The following is an 18,771-nucleotide window of genomic DNA, read 5'->3' as shown; positions in this document are numbered from 1 at the left end:
CCGTAATTGTTTCGGATGTTAATATCATGGCTCTGACATTTGTCAGAGCCATTTTAAATTTATATATCTAAAGTTTTACGATTCTTTCAGATTAACCGGAACCTCTAATCCTTTTACATATTTTCTTTCCATAAGATGGCGGGCTTTACGGTTCTCCACAGTATCAAAAATAATAGAAAAATCATAATCTTCCGGATACATATCCTCTGCTTTTGTCTTTATCTGAAGGCGCTTATGATTCACCAGAACCTTTTTTTTCTGAATTTGTACCCCTACATCTCCTTTTACATCCGCTGGCTGGTATACGATACCAATTTTTTTCTGTGGATATACCATAACGCTGTCCCCAATATGAAATCCTTCAGAACGTTTTTGTGTTTGGCTTTCTTCTTTTTCCATTGGCGCTTTTTTGGTTCCTGCCGCTTTTAGAATCTGCCCGGATCCTTTATGCTCTATCTTTTCCGGCATATTTTCCAGCATATTTTCCGAAATCTCTTCCAGGCCTTTCTCAAATAGCCGCTCATCTAAAACATTTTCCCTCCGCAGTTTTACTTTTTCATTATTATCCTGCTGCTTAGAATCAACTTTATAAGTCGCCTTATATGCTCTTTTCAGCATCTTAGCAGGCATACCCAGTCGTTTTGCAATGTAGAATGCACAGCTTTCTCCGGCTTCACCAATCTCCAGTCGGTATAATGGCTTCAGACTTTCTTTATCAAATGCCATTCTGGCATTTTGTATCCCTTCCGTCTTTTCTGCATATTCCTTAACTTCCGGATAATGGGTCGTAGCGATAAAACTGCAATTACTGTTTTTCAATTCCTCCAATATGGCAATTGCAATCCCCATTCCTTCTGCAGGATCAGTTCCTGAACCCACCTCATCCATTAATACCAGGGACTCCTTATCCACCAGTTCTAATATATCGATGACATTTTTAATATGGGCTGAGAACGTAGAGAGATTTTCCAGAATGCTCTGGTTATCTCCAATATCACATAACACCTGGGTATTCATGGCTAAATCTGCCTCCTCACAGGGAACATGCAATCCGCATTGTGCCATAATCGAGAACAGGCCTACTGTTTTTAATGCTACCGTCTTTCCTCCCGTATTGGGTCCGGTAATGATAATTCCCCGATGATACTCTCCCAGTTCCAGGTTCAGCGGCACGCAATACTCCCGGCCAAGCAGGGGATGCCTGCCATTAACGATCCGTATTCTTCTGCCGGTATTGATCTCTGGTTCCACTCCCTGCATCGCTGCACTTAATTTTGCTTTAGCAAAGATATAATCCAGTTCTTCTATATATTCCAGATTCAAAAGTATCTCTGCCTTATACTCTCCTACACAGGAAGACAGGGTATATAGTATCCTGCGCTCTTCATTGCTCTGCGCGATATCCAATTCACCCAGTTCTGCTTTCAGCTTTGATACACTGGATGGCTCTATAAAGTACGTTGCTCCTGATGAAGAGACGTCAATCACACTGCCGCTGATCTTCAATTTATGCTCTTTTTTTACCGGGAGTGTATAGTGTCCGTTCCGGTTGGAAATGAAGCTTTCGGAAAAGCACTCTTTCTTACTTTTCAGCATATTGTCCAGTTTCATTCGGATATTGTTCAGAATGCGGTCTTTCTTTTTTCTGATTTCCCTCAGTTCTTTCGATGCATAATCGTCAATCTGTCCGCTTCGGATACAGCGTTCAATTTCTTCTTTTAAGATTTCCAGATCTGCCAGGCCGCGTCCGTATTCTGATATCTTAAGCCCCATTTCGTCACTCTTTTTAAGATAACGGGTTAAACGCATCCCCAGTACAGCAAAGCGGCTGACCTGTTCTAATTCTTCTATACTGAGCATTTCTCCTTTATATGCACCTTCTGCAATCATATCCATCTGATCCGTATTGGATAACGGAGGCGTTCCGTCCCGGTCTAAAAGCATTCTGGCTTCTGTTGTTTCCTGCTGCCGCTTCCACAATTCTGCTTCATCCATGATCGGTGTCATTTCATCAAATTTTTCCCTTGCCTTTTGCGTCACCGTATATTCTTTTAGTTTCTCTGTCATTTTATCAAATTCTAACATTTCTATATATTTATTCATTTTTATACCTATTATTAATAGCAGGTATGCCTGCTATACAGCCACACTAAAACCGGTTGAAAGAATCGCTGAGTGGCTTCCTTTCAATTTTATCATTTTCTTTCAACCTCACATCTATCATTTTCCTTAAATAATGTCCGCAGATACATTAACTGCTGGCACTGTTATAATGTCTTAATCCTAATTTCCAAAAAAGAAGCATAAGAGCAGTGAAAGCTACCACAATTACCACTCCGAAAACAATTCCCTGTATTGACAGTGAATTTGTCAAAACCTGCGTCGGCAGCGTTGCGATTACACCATAGGGTAGAACCACATAAAAAAATATTTTAAACCCGCTTTGGAACACCACACCCGGTATTTTCATACACAAATCCAATCCGGCCTCTTCCAGTTTCAATATCCCCGTTGTGGAAATAATAAAAAATGCAGTTGTCCGCAGCATCACTTCAAGGTCATAAAATAACAATGTCATAATCAATACAAACAAAATATATCCGACGACATGGATCATACGAATCTGAAATCCTCCGACCGATGCCCCATATGCAATAATTCCTGCACTAAACAGTATCTGTGGCAGAGTACCCGGATTGACTTTTTCAAATGTAATACGCAAAAGCGGATTCACCGGTTTTGTCAGGTACAAATCCAGCTCACCGTTTCTTACTTTATCCGGTATGGTCAGCAATCCGAAAAAGTAAATCGTCATGTTAAGGGCATCAATCATGGAAAATGTCCCTATAAAGATGATCATTTCCCCCTGTCCCCAGCTTCCTATCCTGTCAACATTGGAAAATATAGCCTGAAATACCAGTATCTGTATAAGAAACAGGCTGGTATCCACAAATAGCGGTCCAAAAAATCCTAACCGGAATGCCATCAGATGTGACATTCTGAGTTTCAGCAATTCTTTTATAAATCTATAATTATTTCTCATATTCCAACTCCATCATATTTTATACGGTACCTTCCAAAGAACACCTGGTTTAACACGGCAAAGAATAAACTCCATATCGCCAATACCACCATACCGGTTAAGACCTCATCCTGACATTTGCCAATCAGAACCATGGATGGCAGATAGGTGACATAGTAAAACGGAAATATCTTCATAACCATGGTTACGCTTTCAGGAAGTAATGCCAGCGGGATTAACGTACCAGTAACCAAAGCTACCAGGTTATCCTTTATCATAAGGAATGTGCTGATTTCCTGAAATCGAAAAGTCAGTATTCCCAGAAAATAGTTCAGCTGAACCATAAATAGCATTCCGATTATTACCAGCACCAGTGCCGCGAATATCATCTCCCAATTTCCGGTAAATACAAAACCAATGGGAAATACCATCATCCAAAGGGCAAGGGCTCCCAGAATACATCCGCCATAAAAAACGGTCGTTCCTATCTGTCTGGCAATGTAATACCGCAGGGTTCCCATCGGAAGAATCATATAACTGGAAAATGTCCCGTTCCTTATTCTGTCGCTGATATCCTGACCGATTTCTCCGGAAGTATCAATCTGGGACAGGAAGGAACTTACGATATAGTAGGACAGCATGGCATGAAATGTAAATCCGGAAACTTCCTGCTGTTTTCCGAAAATAGCCCCCCAGAGCAGATATGCAAATAATATTTTTGTAACCATTATAATTAATTGGAAAACGGTATCCGCTCTCCAGATCAGCTGCTGCTTTAAATAAATTTTTGTAACCTCCATATATTTCCTCAAACTTCCACCTCCCCGCTTTTATAAATACGTTCCACCACATTACCTACTTCTTCTTCCTCAACTGTGATATCACTTGGACCATAAGACTGCATTAAATACTCCAGCAGGCAGCCCGCCTGACTTTTTTCCACTTGTATCACTACTTTAAACGGTGTGGACTCCAGGATTGTACAGGTACATTTTTTATCAGCTTGTACAGCCTCAACAGGATGGTCAAATACAGCGGTAATCTTCTTAAAGCGCTGGTATTGTTCGAATAGCCGTTGTGTCTCTCCGTCATATATTTTCTTTCCGCCATTTACTACAACCGAACGATGGCAAAGCAATTTAATATCCTCCATGTAATGGGACGTCAGCAAAATGGTCGTGCCTTTTTCTTCATTTACCTGCTTCAAAAATTTCCGGATCTGTTTCCCGGCAACCGCATCCAGTCCAATGGTTGGTTCATCCAGAAATAATATTTTCGGATTATGTAACAGTGCCGTCATCAACTCCAGTTTCATCCGCTCGCCCAGTGACAGGGTACGGACCTGAACGTTCATTAAATCTTCTACTCCAAATAACTGTACAAAATACGCCTTACTTTCCAGGAACTCCCTTTCAGGGATCCCATATATCTCTTTATAAAGACGAAGTGTATCCTCCGCCGTCAATTCAAAAAACAACTGACTCTTCTGCCCCATTACAATTGCATATTGCCGCTTAAACTCATTTTCCAGCTTATTCGGTTCGAATCCCAGAACACGAATTTTTCCGCTGGTAGGTGCAATAATACCGGTCAGCATCTTCACCAAAGTGGTCTTTCCGGCCCCGTTAGCTCCAATCAGCCCTACAAATTCCCCTTCCTTAACATCCAGATCAAACTGATCTACTGCATTTTTAGCCGTATATTCCCGCCTGAACAGCCCCTTTATACTTCCGGAGAGCCCTTCCTTTTTCTGATAACGCTTATACTGTTTACTTAATCCGCTTACTTCAATCACATTCATATTGATTCCCTTTCTCTAAATACATCATAAAAGCCCACCGAAGGTTCTGCCTTTCATTAATACAGCATCATTCCTCTCCTCCCTGTAATCGGAGTTGAGAAAAAACGCTGTACAAGACGTACTGCTTCGGTGGGCTTAATCATGTTTCAGGGAATTGCACACGTATTCCTGTTTTCAGACACAAAAATAAAGCCAGTGACAAAATGGTCTGATGTGAGAACACATCTCCCTTTGTCATGAAAGTATAAAGCAGTCTGTAAGGCAGAGTGAAACAGGCATTTCTTTATCAAATGCCGGTCTCCGGGTTCACTTATAGCGTGAATTCACGCATAGTTTCAACCCTGGTAACTATTTTGTTACCGCACTCTCATTTACAGACACACTTAACATACAATCTTCCTCGCTTTATTATTAATGAGTTTATTATAACTTATAAATGCAAATTGTCAATAGAATTTTTTTCCTAAATATCAAAAAATACCTGCGTTTAAAAAAAGAGAACCACAAAGCAGGTTCTCTTTTCATTATTTATCTAAGTATACTCAAGCTTTATGCCATACTTGGGCCTGTTTAAAATAATTTAAAACACGCTCTAGATTCTGGCAACTCCGGTTTCTCTTGCTACTTTTGCAACAGCTTCAGCTACTGCCTGAGCAACAGACTTGTCCAGTGCGCTTGGAATAATATATTCAGCACTTAATTTGTCATCCGTAACGAAAGATGCAATTGCTTTTGCAGCTGCAATCTTCATTTCATCGTTGATTTCGCTTGCACGTACATCCAGTGCTCCACGGAAGATTCCCGGGAATGCAAGTACGTTGTTGATCTGGTTCGGGAAATCACTTCTTCCTGTACCAACTACTGCTGCTCCTGCTTCTCTTGCAAGGTCAGGCATAATCTCTGGTGTAGGATTAGCCATAGGGAAGAGAATTGGATTTGCGTTCATTTTCTTAACCATTTCCGGTGTTACACATCCAGGTGCAGAAACGCCGATAAATACGTCAGCACCTGTTAACATTTCTTCTAAGGTACCTTTGCGGCAGTCTAAGTTTGTGATCTTAGCCATTTCTTCTTTTTCCTGGTTCATGTTATCGCGTCCCTGGTAGATAGCACCCTGTCTGTCACAGAGAACTACATTCTTTAATCCCATAGCGATTAATAATTTAATGATAGCGATTCCGGCAGCACCAGCTCCGCTTGTTACTACTTTAATCTCATCAATTTTCTTACCAGTCAGTTTTAATGCATTTAAAAGTGCTGCAAGTGTAACAACAGCTGTACCATGCTGGTCATCATGGAAAATCGGGATATCACAGCAAGCTTTTAATTTTTCTTCGATTTCGAAGCAGCGTGGTGCGGAAATATCTTCCAGATTGATTCCACCAAAGCTTCCAGCAAGTAAACTTACTGTCTTAACAATATCGTCTACTTCTTTAGAACGAATGCAAAGCGGAATTGCATCTACATCACCAAAAGCTTTGAATAATGCACACTTTCCTTCCATAACCGGCATTCCTGCTTCCGGTCCGATATCTCCAAGACCTAAAACTGCAGTTCCGTCTGTAACAACAGCTACCAGATTTGAACGTCTTGTGAGGTCATAGCTTAAGTTTACGTCTTTCTGGATTTCCAGACAAGGCTGAGCTACACCCGGTGTATATGCTAAAGATAAATCGTCCTTATTTTCCAATGGTGCACGGCAGATAACTTCGATTTTACCTTTCCACTCGCGATGTTTCTTTAATGATTCTGATGCGTAATCCATTTTTTATTCCTCCTAGATTGTCTCTTAAAATTCAAGAGTTGATATTATATTTTTCAGCACGTTAGCGCTGTTTAATAACTTCTCTACTTCTTCCTCTTTTAACTGAGGTTCAAGTGTCTTAACAAGACCTGAGCTGTTGACGATGCTTGGGATACTTAAGCATACGTCTTCCATTCCATACTGTCCTGTCATAAGACTGGAAACTGCCATTACGGTATTACCGCCGCGCAGGATGTTATCGCAAAGATAACGTACAGACATAGCTATTGCATAGTTTGTGGCACCTTTATTCTGAATAACTTTGGCTCCGGACTCTCTCATTTCTTTTTCCATAGACATTAAGTTGTCTTCCTGGATAAATTCTTCTCCAAATCCTGCTGCTTTCTCATAAGCATCGATCGTCATACCTGCAATGCTAACTAAAGACCACGGAACTACAGATGAATCCCCATGTTCGCCTAAAACATAACCATGAACATTTCTGGAACTGATTCCCAGTTTTTCTGCTACGATTGAACGTAAACGACTGGAATCAAGAAGTGTACCGGATCCGATTACCTGATTTGGTGAAAGATTTGTTACTTTTAATGTTGCATATGTAAGAATGTCTACCGGATTACTTACCAATACATAAATTGCATTTGGCGCATATTCAGCAACCTGAGGCATAACACTTTTGATTATGTCTACGTTGGATTGTGCCAGTTCGATTCTGGTCTGACCTGGTTTTCTGGCTCTGCCGAGGGTTACGATAACAATATCGGAGCCTGCCACATCTTTATAATCACCTGAATAAATATTCACTGAATTTGAGAATGGAGTACCCTGGATAATATCCATAGCCTCTCCTTCTGCCAACTGCTTAGCAATATCCACTAAAACGATTTCAGAACATACGCCTCCAACGGTCAGCGTATAGGCGATGGAAGATCCCACTCTTCCTGATCCCAGAATACTAATTTTATAGCTGTTACTCATCTGTACTTACCTCCACATTTTAATGTGAAGATAATAACACATTTAGAATTTTTTTACTAGTGCCTTACGTCATTTTCATATAAACTTTACATAAATTTTACAATTCACTTATACCACATTTTTAGTTACAAATCAACTATGTATTTTTATACACTCTGAAAATCATTGATTATTAGACCACAACTCAATATTTTTTTATCAAAAAAAGCAGAAGATTTTTCCTGCTTCTGCTTTGACATTCATATTATTTATTTTTTATTCTTTTTTGCTCCCATTTCCAGCATACCACACCGGATATAACAGCAATAACACCGCTGAGAAACAGACTTTGGTTAATACCCAGCCAGTCTGGTAACCGCATTCCCTTTGCTCCACAATAAGCCCCGGCAATAAAAACCACTTCCATCAGATTGAAATATACCAGAGTTCCAATGTTAATACCAAAAGCGCCGGCTATTGACTTTTTTTCTGATTTAAACATTTCTTTCAAAAACAGCCCCATAAATCCTGCAGCAAAAGGCAGAAGCAGCAAAACAAATTTACTGCCATATCCATCCGCCTCTCCCCTGATATTCCAATGCATTACTACTTTAGATGGCAGAAAAAACAACCCGGCAACAGCAATAAAAAACGGGACAGCCATTAAAACAGTGAATATACGATATTCCAGTTTCACAGCCCATCACTCCTTTCACCCCTGATCTGCCACCATTATACCCTGATGTTGTCCCGTTTTTCAACACTAACTGCCCAAATACAGATTTCGGCGTTCAAAATACAATTCTGTAATTCGATGCTTTACCTGTATGCTTCACTTTTGCGCTTTACTTTCATCGGCGCACCACATTCATGCTGCGATTTTATTAAAAAGCACTTTCCTGGGCTGCATTTGCGCTTCCTTCAAAATTGAAATTTTCTTTACTTCTATAATACTCATTTACCCGTTCTTTGGTATTGTCTATATCACAAACTTCGAATCCGGTCAGATCACCATTCTTATCCCGCAAGGCAAATACATCAACTTCTCCATCATTCCCGCTGGACATAGAACCGCTAAAACTTTGTCCTTCCCATACTCCGTCCTCAAAGTAACGTACTTTTTTCCCGTTATAATAATATTCGTGTTCTTTTTCATCACGCTTCAAACCATATTTTTCGTATATCTCAGTTGTCTTATCTGTTATTTTCTGATAAATGTGGCTTAACTGCAGAAAGTACCTGCGCTGAAGAGATGCGGCTGCTTCAAAAACGGAATCCCATTTCTGGTAATTCACATCATAGTTTTCGGATCCGTAAACCAGTGCGTCCAGATTATAATAAGCATCATCCTGTACCGTACTTAATTTATCGCATATGTCATGCATAGACTCTTCCAGGCTGTCCAGTTCATTCTGAAAACCGGGATTGCTCCAATCTTTTTCTTTTCCAAGCAGCGTCTTCCGGTCAGCTTCCTTTTTTTCCAGGTCTGCCTTTAGTTTGAGAAACTCGGAATTCACTTCATCGAAAGATTTTTTTAATGCTTTTTCCTGGGAATCATCTCTTTTTCCATCCTCCATAGCGCTCTCACAAGCGTAGGTCTCAGCTATATCGGTCACATTTGATCCAAATACCGACATATCCTTCATCCAATAAGTATCCGCACTTCTGTCTGAACTGGCTGCACTGACTGCACTGATTTCATTGACTGCGCTGATATCCCTTACACCACTTACTTCACTGACTGCGCTGATTTTATTTATCCGGGATGCGCCTTCGCATCCAGCAGTCTCTTTTTGTCCGGCTGCAAATGCCGTCACTGTCACCCCTGCCAGGACAACAACCCCACAGATTCCCCCGATTACTTTGCCTGTACTTTTGACTTTACCATTTTTATTAGCTGTACACTTCTTTTCTATCATTTTTTTAAATCCTCCTATATTATCATCCGTTTTTAATTGTTCTATTGCAATAGAATATCTTATTTTCATTCTACTACAATAGAATGTATTTGTCAACCTTGTATTCTACTGATATCGAAATAGCAAATACGATGCACCAAAGCCTACGGCTGCAATTTAATTTTTCAAAATAGGCGCAGTTTTTGCCGGATACCATAGCCACAGTTTGTAAGCGGATAAATATCTTATAAAATAACATTAAAACAGCCTGCTTTTCTCTAAAAAGCAGACTGTTATAACGTCAGCATCACTCTTACTCAATTGGGCTGATTCCTTACCCTATCCGGCAGATGCCTTAAAATATCTATTTTCATTCTTACAAATATATTTATTCTTTTTACCTGTCTTTCTTCTTTCCGTCACCGTCATACCACGATTTTAATGATTGCAGACTGTGCCGGCATCAGCTTTACTTTTAACTGTTTTTCACAGGTGAATTTCTCTTTGGTCCACAGATCTGTGCAGCTGCAGAATTCTGCCTTGATCCCAAGTTGGTCAAAAGGCACCGTTACCGTCTTCTCGTCGGAGATACTGTAATTAAATAAGGCAACAGCAACAGATTCCCCATCATCCCTCATAAAGACATCGGCGGCATTTTCCCCGCTGTTCCCGGATACCGGGCGAAAGGCTTTGCCGCGGGATGCCAATTGATTCAGTTCCTTATTGGTCAGAAGCACTTTTGCCCTGTCCCGGGCCTCTTTAATCGCATAATCATCACTGTTAATCATTAATGTTCCGCAGATAATACCGGTGTGCAGCCGGGTCCGGCCCTCTTCAAACGTGGTAGAATGTTTGTCATAAGTCTTATAGATTACGATATGATCAGGATCGTTATAGCGGTACAGGCAATTATTCATCCACCAAAGATAGGTGATGCAGTTATTAAGATAAGCCGACTGGTCCAAAGATCCGAACGCATCGCAGGAAATTCTCCTGGCATGCCCATAACCATGAGGGAAAATGGGATCGATGGACAGGCTTATAAATATGGGATACCCCGACCTTTCTGAGGATAAACAATCGGTAAAGTACTTCATACCAAAGTGATATGCCTGTACTCCGGTTGTAATATCTTTATTATAAAATGCACCTTCCCGGCAGCCATGCGCCAGAAAATCAGCTTTGATGTACTGAAACCCCCATTTAATCATCCTGCCCGTTTCATACCGTATATGTGCCAGTGTTCCCGGATGGGTGGGGTCCATTGAATACAGTCCATCCACAGGCTCAAGTACCCTGCCCGAATGATCCCGGAGCAGCAGATCTTCAAACAGATAGTTTCCGTCAGTACCCGGTACTTCCCGGTCAAAGGGAGGTGATGTAATAAAGGGCCCTATATATGTGCCGGGTTTCTGCCCTTTTGACGAAACGTAATCTACGGAATCTCTCATTTTATTTACGAAATTACTCCAGCCTGCATCAAAATTAATATATTGAACCCCTTCTTCATCACAAAAAGTGTCTTTGATACTTTCCATAAAATCAGATGCTTCCTGGAATTTTCCATAAGTCAGGGTTCCCATTAGCGATGCCCAGCTGTTCCATCCAAAGGGTACCGGTCCCGCCCATGGAAGCATTGGCTTTATTTTGGCATTGCATTCTCCAAATTTTTGAAAACCTTCCTGATAAGAATCAAAAAATCCCAGAAATATTCGGGGCGAAGCTATTTTACATCCATGCAAATATCCATGGGGTATCCCGCAAAGGTCCCGGGTGTCCTCAGTTGCCACTCCTGCGGTTACTTTTAAGCAGTTTTCCCCGCCTTCGCCAGTGATAGCTATTCCGGTTTTCCAGTTGTCGTGATCAATTGAACCAATCACCATACCGGATGTTTCTCCTTCTTCATGCAATGCAGTAAACTCGCAGCTCATTTTGGCATGTGCCGCCGGATAGTCAATAAACTTTGCCCATTTATCATTATCAAAGGGTGCGCACAAGAACCTGAGCCTGCCGCTGCCAAATTGCATTGCTTTTGACGATCCATTAGAACATATCACATTCATACAGTTTGATTTTGTTTCCTGCTCAGCCACAATAGTAAGACGAATGGTCATAAAACCGGCGTCATAACAGCAGAACTCCTGCCGCAGCATGTAATCTCTGGTGTTAAAGTGATCGGCCAGGAGACTGCATCCTTTTCCCAGACAATCTTCTATTTCATTTACCTTTACTTCATGGTTAACCAGCCCGCCGGATAAGATTTCATTTCCCATTTCATCTGTGACACCGGCATAAAGATCTTCCATTAACACACGATTCCCGAAGCTGATCCGGAAACTTCCGTCTGCATCGTCAATCTGAAGTCCGATGCCGCCTTCCATGTATTTTGTAATACTCATTTTGCACCTCCATTATATGATTTTATCTTTGAAATTTTATATTGAAACCGAAACGCATATTTAACTCTTTACTGCCCCTAGCATGATACCTTTTACAAAATATTTCTGAACCAGCGGGTAAACCAGCATAATCGGTATTGTGGCAACCATCGTTGCTGCCATCCGGATACTGTCCGGTGTAACAGAATTACCGGAAGCAGCCTTCGACATCTGATCCGAAACAGAGGTTCCGGTTTGGTATTGATTCAGAATTTCCACCAGAATTGACTGCATTGGCTTTAAGCTCTGACTGGATGTATAGAGATATGCATCAAACCAGGAGTTCCACTGCATAACCGCTACAAAAAGTCCAATTGTCATAATGATCGGTTTGGACAGCGGCAGAACCATTTTAAAGAATATGGTTAAGTCATTTGCGCCGTCCAGTTTTGACGATTCAAAAATTTCATCCGGCATGGATTCGATATAAGATCGAACCAGTATCATATTGTAGACACTGATAATGTTCGGAAAAATAAATACCATAAAATTATCAAGGAGATGTATATTTTTCAATACCATGTAATAAGGGACTAAGCCACCGCCAAAATACATAGTAAAAATAAACATCATTGTTATTCCTTTTTTCCAGATCAGGTCTTTTCTTGAAAGAACATACGCCAGCATGGATGTGCACAAAACAGCAACCGGTGTGCCAATCAGCGTTCTGCCTACACTGACCTTTATGGAACTGATGAACTCACTTCTGCGGAAAATTTCCGCATAACTCGCCAGGCTGAACTGCCTGGGCCAGAAATACAGTTTACCGCGGATGGCATCAGTGGCATCGTTAATTGATATTACAAATATATTCCAAAAAGGATAAACCGTAACGATAACAACCAGCAAAAGTACAATTGCTTTCACCACGTCCAGTATGATTTCGTCCCTTCCTTTTTTACTTCTGCGTAATGCTCTGGTATTCTTTGTATTTTTCACGATTGCCCTCCCCGTTAAAACAGACTTTCATCATTTACTTTTTTCGTAATAGCATTTGCACCGATAACCAGAATAAAGGAAACAACTGACTTAAACAGTCCAACTGCTGTACCATATGAATACATGCCATTCTTCATACCATACCGGTAGGCATAGGTATCCAATACATCGGAATAACTCAGAATTGCGTCATTTTGAAGCAGCAGCTGCTGTTCGAAGCCGGTATTCAAGATTCCGCCAATCGCCAATATAAGCAGAATACAGATAGTGGGCCGCAGCGCTGGCATTGTGATATGCCATATCTGCTGAAGTCTGTTGGCACCGTCCACTTTAGCTGCCTCATACTGCTGCTGATCAATTCCGGATATCGCTGCCAGGTAGATAATCGCGTTGTACCCCATGACCTTCCACGTATTGGCTATGGCAATAATCCACCAGAAATACTTGCCTTTCTGGAAAAACAGAATGCTTTCATCTGTAATATTCAAAAATTTCAACATGTCATTTATGACTCCTCCCGAGGAAAGCAGCGTCAGAAAAATGTTGGCTGCAATTACCCAGGAGATAAAATAAGGCAGGTAGGAAGCATTCTGTACGAATTTTTTAATCCTGGTATTTTTCACCTCATTCAGGCACAACGCAATAAGGATCGGTGCCGGAAATGAGAAAAGGAGGGTCAGTGCACTGGTTGCCAGCGTATTCCGCATAACAATTTTAAAATCATTGGTAAAGAAATATTGAAACCAGTCCAGCCCTACAAAAGGCGCCCCCAGTAAATCGTGGAAATATCCTTTTGTCGATGGTGTATAATTTGTAAATGCCATATAAAGTCCTGTCATAGGGGCATAACAGATTAAAATCACCCATACCAGCGCCGGTATCAGCATCAACAGCAGATACCGCTGATACCACAGCCTCTCACCAAAGCTTTTTTTATGTACAAATGCCCGCTTTGTTTTTCGCATTGCTTTTCTCCCTTCTTTCTCTGATCTCACTTGCTTAACTTCCGTATCAGCGGGTTAATGGATTACCCACTGTTTCTTTTAAAATTTGTATTTCCGGGTTAATCAATTCCCCACAATTCCTTTCTTTCTTCATAATTAGCGGTGATGGCTGCTTCCACATCTTTAAGCCCTGCTGCTTCCATTTCAGTAATCATCTGATGATACAGGTTTTCTGCCTCTTCTGAAGAAGCCGCATTCACAATTTTAGGGAAACTCTGCTCATAGACATCCTTTACTTTCTGCGCCATGAGTCCTTGCGGGCTGTTTGCAGCCGGAGTCAGATCATCATAAATGGACGTATCCCAGTAAGTATCGGTAAGATTCTGCCATGCTATATTTGTTGCTTTGTCATTTTCGGTACGGATAGAAGGCAGCCGGTTAGGTGTTCCGTCATCATGTACCTTGTTATTGACAAACCAGGTCCATTTACAGATACCGCTCTTTTCCATTGTCTTTGTATAATCTTTTTTAAAATTGTCATAAAGTTCCTGGTTCGGGGTATATTTTCCATTTGTTACGGTATAGTCTTCACCTTCAATTCCCCATAACAGCAGATCCTGTCCCTCCTGGCTTGCCAGAAAATTAATCAGACGCATCGCTGCATCCACATCTTTACAGTTGTTGGTAATTCCGATTGCATCCCAGCCAAGTGAGCTTCTTCCTCCTGATGTGGTCTGGTCTTTAGCAACTCCTTCTCCCAGTACCTTGTACGCAGCAAAAAAAGAATCTTCTCCATGCGTTGATTTTAAACTGGTATTTGCATTCGTAACATCCCAATATGCACAAAGAGCGCCCATAACATTGCCTGCCGCCAGCTTCTGCGTAAACAGGTTGGTGTTATTTACAACCCATTCTTTATCAAGTGTTCCATCCAGGTACATTTGATTAATAAATTTAAGCATTTTCAGATAATTTGGATCACGCGTCTCATGATAAAGACTGCCATCTTTTTCATAATAAGTTTTAATCCCATACATCCCTTTTAATGTATTAAAATAGTTGCGTTCATTGACATTCATCGTCATACCGATGAACTCGCTTCCATCTACCTGCGGGTGTTTTTCTTTGTACTCTTTTAAGATGTCCAGCAGCTCCTGCTGTGTGAACGGCTCGTCACTGTCCGCTCTCTCCTTGCCCACGCTTTCGACCATCATATCATACCGCATGATGAATCCCGCCACCGGATCCGGGTCCGGACCGTACCAGTTGGTAAGATAATAGTTATGACCGTCTTTATATTTGATGCGGTTTAATGTGTCGCCGTACATTTCCTTAATATTTGGCCCCTGGGTTTCAATCAGATCGTCCAGCTCAATTAATGCACCTGCATCAATATATTTTTTTACAATCTCATCACCACGATCCATCAGTACAATATCCGGATAGTCCTGCCCCGCCAGCAACAGTGCCAGTTTCTCCTTTGGATCTCCGGTGGGATTCTGAATCTCGATATGAACTCCGGTTCTTTTGGTTACTTCCTTTGCAATCCGGTCATCCCATTTATAAGATTTGGAATTTTTATCAAATACGGTCAGGGTTACGGATTCGGCATCGGCTGAATTAGACGCGTTCTCTTTGGCTTTTCCTTCCCCGCTTTTCCCTGACTGCGCTGCTTTTGTATCTCCTGCTGTAGCATTTGTTGTATTCCCCTCTGTACTTGTACAAGCGCCTAAGATCGCTCCGGCTGCTATTGCTGCCGCCATGATAACGGCTATTTTTCTGCTCTTCATATCTTCCTCTCCTTTTGAAATGAATTTTTCTCTTCCTTCATCTGCAGGCTGTTGATATTACCTACCCGGTAATCTTAACCGTACGCTTCTGTCCTTTGTTTTTAAGAGTTGTTTTGTATGCCTTTAACTTCGTCTTTGGCACTTTAATCTTTGCTTTAGCTGTTGTCGGCAGTTCTGTTTCCGGCGGTTCTGTCTCTGACGGCTCCAGTAAAAATACTTTTGCGTCTTTTCCCGACAGTGTAAATGTCAGTTCGGTTCCGCCTGGCTGCAGCGTTTCCCCGGACCACAGTTCTTTCACAACATAATCTGTGCATTCAGTATAAAACTGCTGCAGATCGATGCTTCGTTCTACTGCAGCCCCGCCGTAATTGAGAACGGCGATATAAACGCGGTCCTGATCCCGCATCATAAAAGTATCCGAAGCTCTGCGCCCCGGTTCCAGTGTCCAAGGATGAAAAATCTTACCGGATTTTGCCGCCTGAATAATTCCCGGGTTCGTCAAAACTTCCTGAAAACGCTGACGTGCTTCTTCTGCGGTTCCATTTCCGGCTTTTGGTGCAATAAAATTATCTCCTGTCAGGAAACTTGTTCCCAAAAGTATTCCCGAAGTAATCCTGCTTCTCGCCTCCTCAGGAGTCGCTTTGCCATCCTTTCCCCAAACCACCAGATGGTCAGGGTCTGGATATTCGTACAGCTCTTTCTGCCAGAATCCGTAGGTCAGCCCATTCAATGTATATTCGGTATTTCCGATACTGTAATATGCATCGCAGGCAATCCGCTTTCCGTCCGCATACTGATATGGAAAAGTCGGTGCGATGGAAAGGTTAATAAACATCTGTCCGTCCAAACGGTCAACGATATACTGCATTCCCTCATTATACGCCTGTATACCGGTCTCCACATCCGGATTATACCGTTGTCCTTCCAGTGATCCATGCCCCAGAAAATCGAGCTTAATATATTCAAATCCCGCTGCTTTAAAGCGGTTGATAAAATAATCTACCCTGGCTTTTGCCGCAGGATGGGTCAAATCAATGGGATAGGCACCATCCAGCTGGTTTCCATACTGGCTTCCATCCTGTTTTTTCAGTATAATATCTTTATATAAGACATGATCGCTGTTTTCCACATAGGTTGTTTCCAACATCTTCTGGTCAAACCAGGACACAAACGGCCCCCAGTAGATACCCGCCTTCTGTCCGTTAGCCTTACAGTGATCCGCAAATTCCTTTAACTCTGCATCTGTCAGATTATCCCAATAAGAATCCAGATTTACGTATACCACGTCATCCTCATCTTCTTTCCAGGCATCCTGAAAATGCTCTGCGATATAATCTGATATTCCCTTTGCCTGGTCAACGTCAACGCTGTCCTGAATCGACCCCCAGCTGTTCCACCCAAATGGAACTTTTCCTGTAAACGGAGTCTTCCTGGGAACAATTTTAGTATTTGCCCGGGCAAAATCTTCCATACCTTCCTGCCAGTTATCATGCAGACCGATATAAATCAGCGGAGATTCCACTGATGTTCCGCTGACCAGTCCATGGGGTGTCTGGTCACGGGTAAGCGCGCTGTTAGCGCCTCCATAAACCTGCAAGGTATTGATCTGACTTCCGCTGCCTTTAAAATCAATACCAGTCTTCCATGTATCATGGGTAACCGATCCGATCACCAGTCCCTGGGCTGAATTGCCCTCATTATTGAAAAGGCAGGCTGCTTCATAACTGCTTCCTCTGCCATTGATGTTTGCTGTTTCAAATGCTACCCAGCCGTCATTATCAAATGGTACCTCAAGAAAATAATCTTTCCCACTGACCGTATTCTCTACAGCGCCGGGGCTGTCTGCGGACAATGGAGAGATCCAGTTCGTCTTTACGATACCTCCTGCCTCATCTGATACGCTGACTTTGGTCAGCAGTGCTGAACTGTCCGGATACAGGTAAAATTCCTGTGTCAAAACAGGAAGGCCAGGTTCCTCACTGCGAACACTCACGAGGGTTCCACTGCCAAAAGAATCCTGATTTTCTGAGCTGCTGATTATTCGGTGCTTATACTGGTATGTACAGCTAATTTGATCTTCTATCTTCACGGCAGCATATGCATCCCTCACGATTGTCCGTCCGCTGCTGTCAATACTGTAAACACCATTTTCAGTATCATAAATCAAAGTATTTCCGCCCTGTTCAAAGGCCTCACAGGGATAGAGGTCTATCTTATCCAGATTCGGCGCATAACCGGATCCATTGCTAAATGAAATCTCATTCACTCCTGCGTTCAGCCCGATAACGATCACCCGGTTGTTTGGCATATCCCAATCCGCCGATGCCTTCAGCGGTACCCGTATCTCTTCTCCATTTACGGTAATATCAAAGTTTCTCTCTTCTTTTGCGCAGGCAGCAATATCAAGTGCATAAGTTCCTGCTTTTTTTGCCTCAAGCCCTGAAAAGGTTACGGTTCCATTTGTATCTCCGCCGATATTGCTGACTTTTCCGTTCCCGGAGCAGGAACCTGAATTCAGATCTGCTGCGGCACCATTTGACAGCACTCCATCTTCTGCCTCCAGGGTAATGCGGCCCGTAATTTGTATTCCTGGTTCCTCTTTGGGTGCTGTCAGTATCTCAATCCGATCCAGATTCGGCGCATACCAGCCACTGCATCCAAATATCAGCTTATTATTTCCCTGTTTTAATTCTATTTCCATATCCAGTGTTCCGATTTTATCAAATCCGTCACTGCTGGGACACGACGCTTTATACATTACCCCATTAATCTCCGCATCAAAATAACGGTCACCAGACCCGGAAGCATAATGAATCCGCAGCAGATACCGTCCTGATTTTGGTACTTTTACCTCCTGGAACGCAACCAGTCCGTTTGGCTTGCTGCTGCCATCCGTTCCGATATACTTAACAAAAAGTCCTCCCGAAGCATCATCACACTTTCCTGCTTGTGCCCCGTTCTCCAAAAATGCTTCTTCCGCTTCCAGGCTGATATCAAATTCCTCGTCCTCTTCGCTTCTGTTTGTTTCAACATTCTCTGGCTCCTGTTCATAGGCAGCCCCAGCCGGAATGACCTGCCCGGTCAAAAGCGTTACGGATAACACCAGTGCTATCACACCAGTGCATTTTTTTCTAATACGCTTCAGCAGGTTCCTTTTCCGCTCACTCTCCCACATACTCTCCTGATTACTCTTTCGCTCACTCTTTTGCATATTCCT

General features: G+C 42.1%; 13 protein-coding genes. All 13 read right to left on the bottom strand.

All coding sequences use genetic code 11. The annotated features are described in order from the left end of the window. Positions 1 to 75 precede the first annotated feature (75 nt). Positions 76 to 2,103, bottom strand: coding sequence for an endonuclease MutS2 (locus CD03_RS0126810; RefSeq protein ID WP_027296260.1), 2,028 nt, complete (start codon positions 2,101 to 2,103; stop codon positions 76 to 78). Positions 2,104 to 2,251: 148 nt separating this feature from the next. Beyond that, positions 2,252 to 3,043: an ABC transporter permease gene (locus tag CD03_RS0126805; RefSeq protein ID WP_027296259.1), complete on the bottom strand. Its 792-nt coding sequence runs from the start codon at positions 3,041 to 3,043 to the stop codon at positions 2,252 to 2,254. After that, positions 3,040 to 3,834 carry an ABC transporter permease gene (locus tag CD03_RS0126800; RefSeq protein ID WP_027296258.1) on the bottom strand — a complete coding sequence of 265 codons (795 nt, stop codon included), beginning with the start codon at positions 3,832 to 3,834 and terminating at the stop codon, positions 3,040 to 3,042. The genes CD03_RS0126805 and CD03_RS0126800 overlap by 4 nt, the downstream gene beginning before the upstream one ends. Further along, positions 3,831 to 4,823, bottom strand: coding sequence for an ABC transporter ATP-binding protein (locus CD03_RS0126795; protein ID WP_027296257.1), 993 nt, complete (start codon positions 4,821 to 4,823; stop codon positions 3,831 to 3,833). The genes CD03_RS0126800 and CD03_RS0126795 overlap by 4 nt, the downstream gene beginning before the upstream one ends. Before the next feature lie 592 nt (positions 4,824 to 5,415). Next, entirely contained in the window at positions 5,416 to 6,588 is a 1,173-nt protein-coding gene (locus CD03_RS0126790) for an NAD(P)-dependent malic enzyme (protein ID WP_027296256.1), read from the bottom strand. Between the two features lie 24 nt (positions 6,589 to 6,612). After that, positions 6,613 to 7,566 (bottom strand): L-lactate dehydrogenase, encoded by a 954-nt coding sequence (locus CD03_RS0126785; protein WP_027296255.1) that lies wholly within the window; start codon positions 7,564 to 7,566, stop codon positions 6,613 to 6,615. Positions 7,567 to 7,810: 244 nt separating this feature from the next. After that, positions 7,811 to 8,242, bottom strand: a complete 432-nt coding sequence (locus CD03_RS0126780) for a DUF1648 domain-containing protein (RefSeq protein ID WP_027296254.1) — start codon at positions 8,240 to 8,242, stop codon at positions 7,811 to 7,813. 187 nt (positions 8,243 to 8,429) lie between these two features. Then, positions 8,430 to 9,464: a hypothetical protein gene (locus CD03_RS0126775; protein WP_027296253.1), complete on the bottom strand. Its 1,035-nt coding sequence runs from the start codon at positions 9,462 to 9,464 to the stop codon at positions 8,430 to 8,432. Positions 9,465 to 9,868: 404 nt separating this feature from the next. After that, the gene (locus CD03_RS34975) at positions 9,869 to 11,842 is read right to left on the bottom strand and encodes an alpha-galactosidase (RefSeq protein WP_052377994.1); all 1,974 of its coding nucleotides are present in this window, start codon (positions 11,840 to 11,842) and stop codon (positions 9,869 to 9,871) included. Positions 11,843 to 11,902: 60 nt separating this feature from the next. Continuing rightward, a complete protein-coding gene (locus CD03_RS0126765; protein WP_052377993.1) occupies positions 11,903 to 12,820 on the bottom strand; it encodes a carbohydrate ABC transporter permease in 918 nt (305 codons plus the stop codon). A gap of 14 nt (positions 12,821 to 12,834) precedes the next feature. Beyond that, on the bottom strand, positions 12,835 to 13,785 hold the full coding sequence (locus CD03_RS0126760; RefSeq protein WP_027296251.1) for an ABC transporter permease: 951 nt from the start codon (positions 13,783 to 13,785) through the stop codon (positions 12,835 to 12,837). Positions 13,786 to 13,883: 98 nt separating this feature from the next. Then, a complete protein-coding gene (locus tag CD03_RS0126755) occupies positions 13,884 to 15,554 on the bottom strand; it encodes an extracellular solute-binding protein (RefSeq protein ID WP_027296250.1) in 1,671 nt (556 codons plus the stop codon). Positions 15,555 to 15,615: 61 nt separating this feature from the next. Beyond that, positions 15,616 to 18,765, bottom strand: a complete 3,150-nt coding sequence (locus CD03_RS36560; protein WP_052377992.1) for a hypothetical protein — start codon at positions 18,763 to 18,765, stop codon at positions 15,616 to 15,618. Positions 18,766 to 18,771: the final 6 nt, after the last annotated feature.

The sequence above is a fragment of the Robinsoniella sp. KNHs210 genome (assembly GCF_000686105.1).
Lineage (GTDB): Bacteria > Bacillota > Clostridia > Lachnospirales > Lachnospiraceae > Robinsoniella > Robinsoniella peoriensis.
Note: the sequence above shows the minus strand (reverse complement) of the source record. Positions and strands in the feature narration are given on the sequence as shown.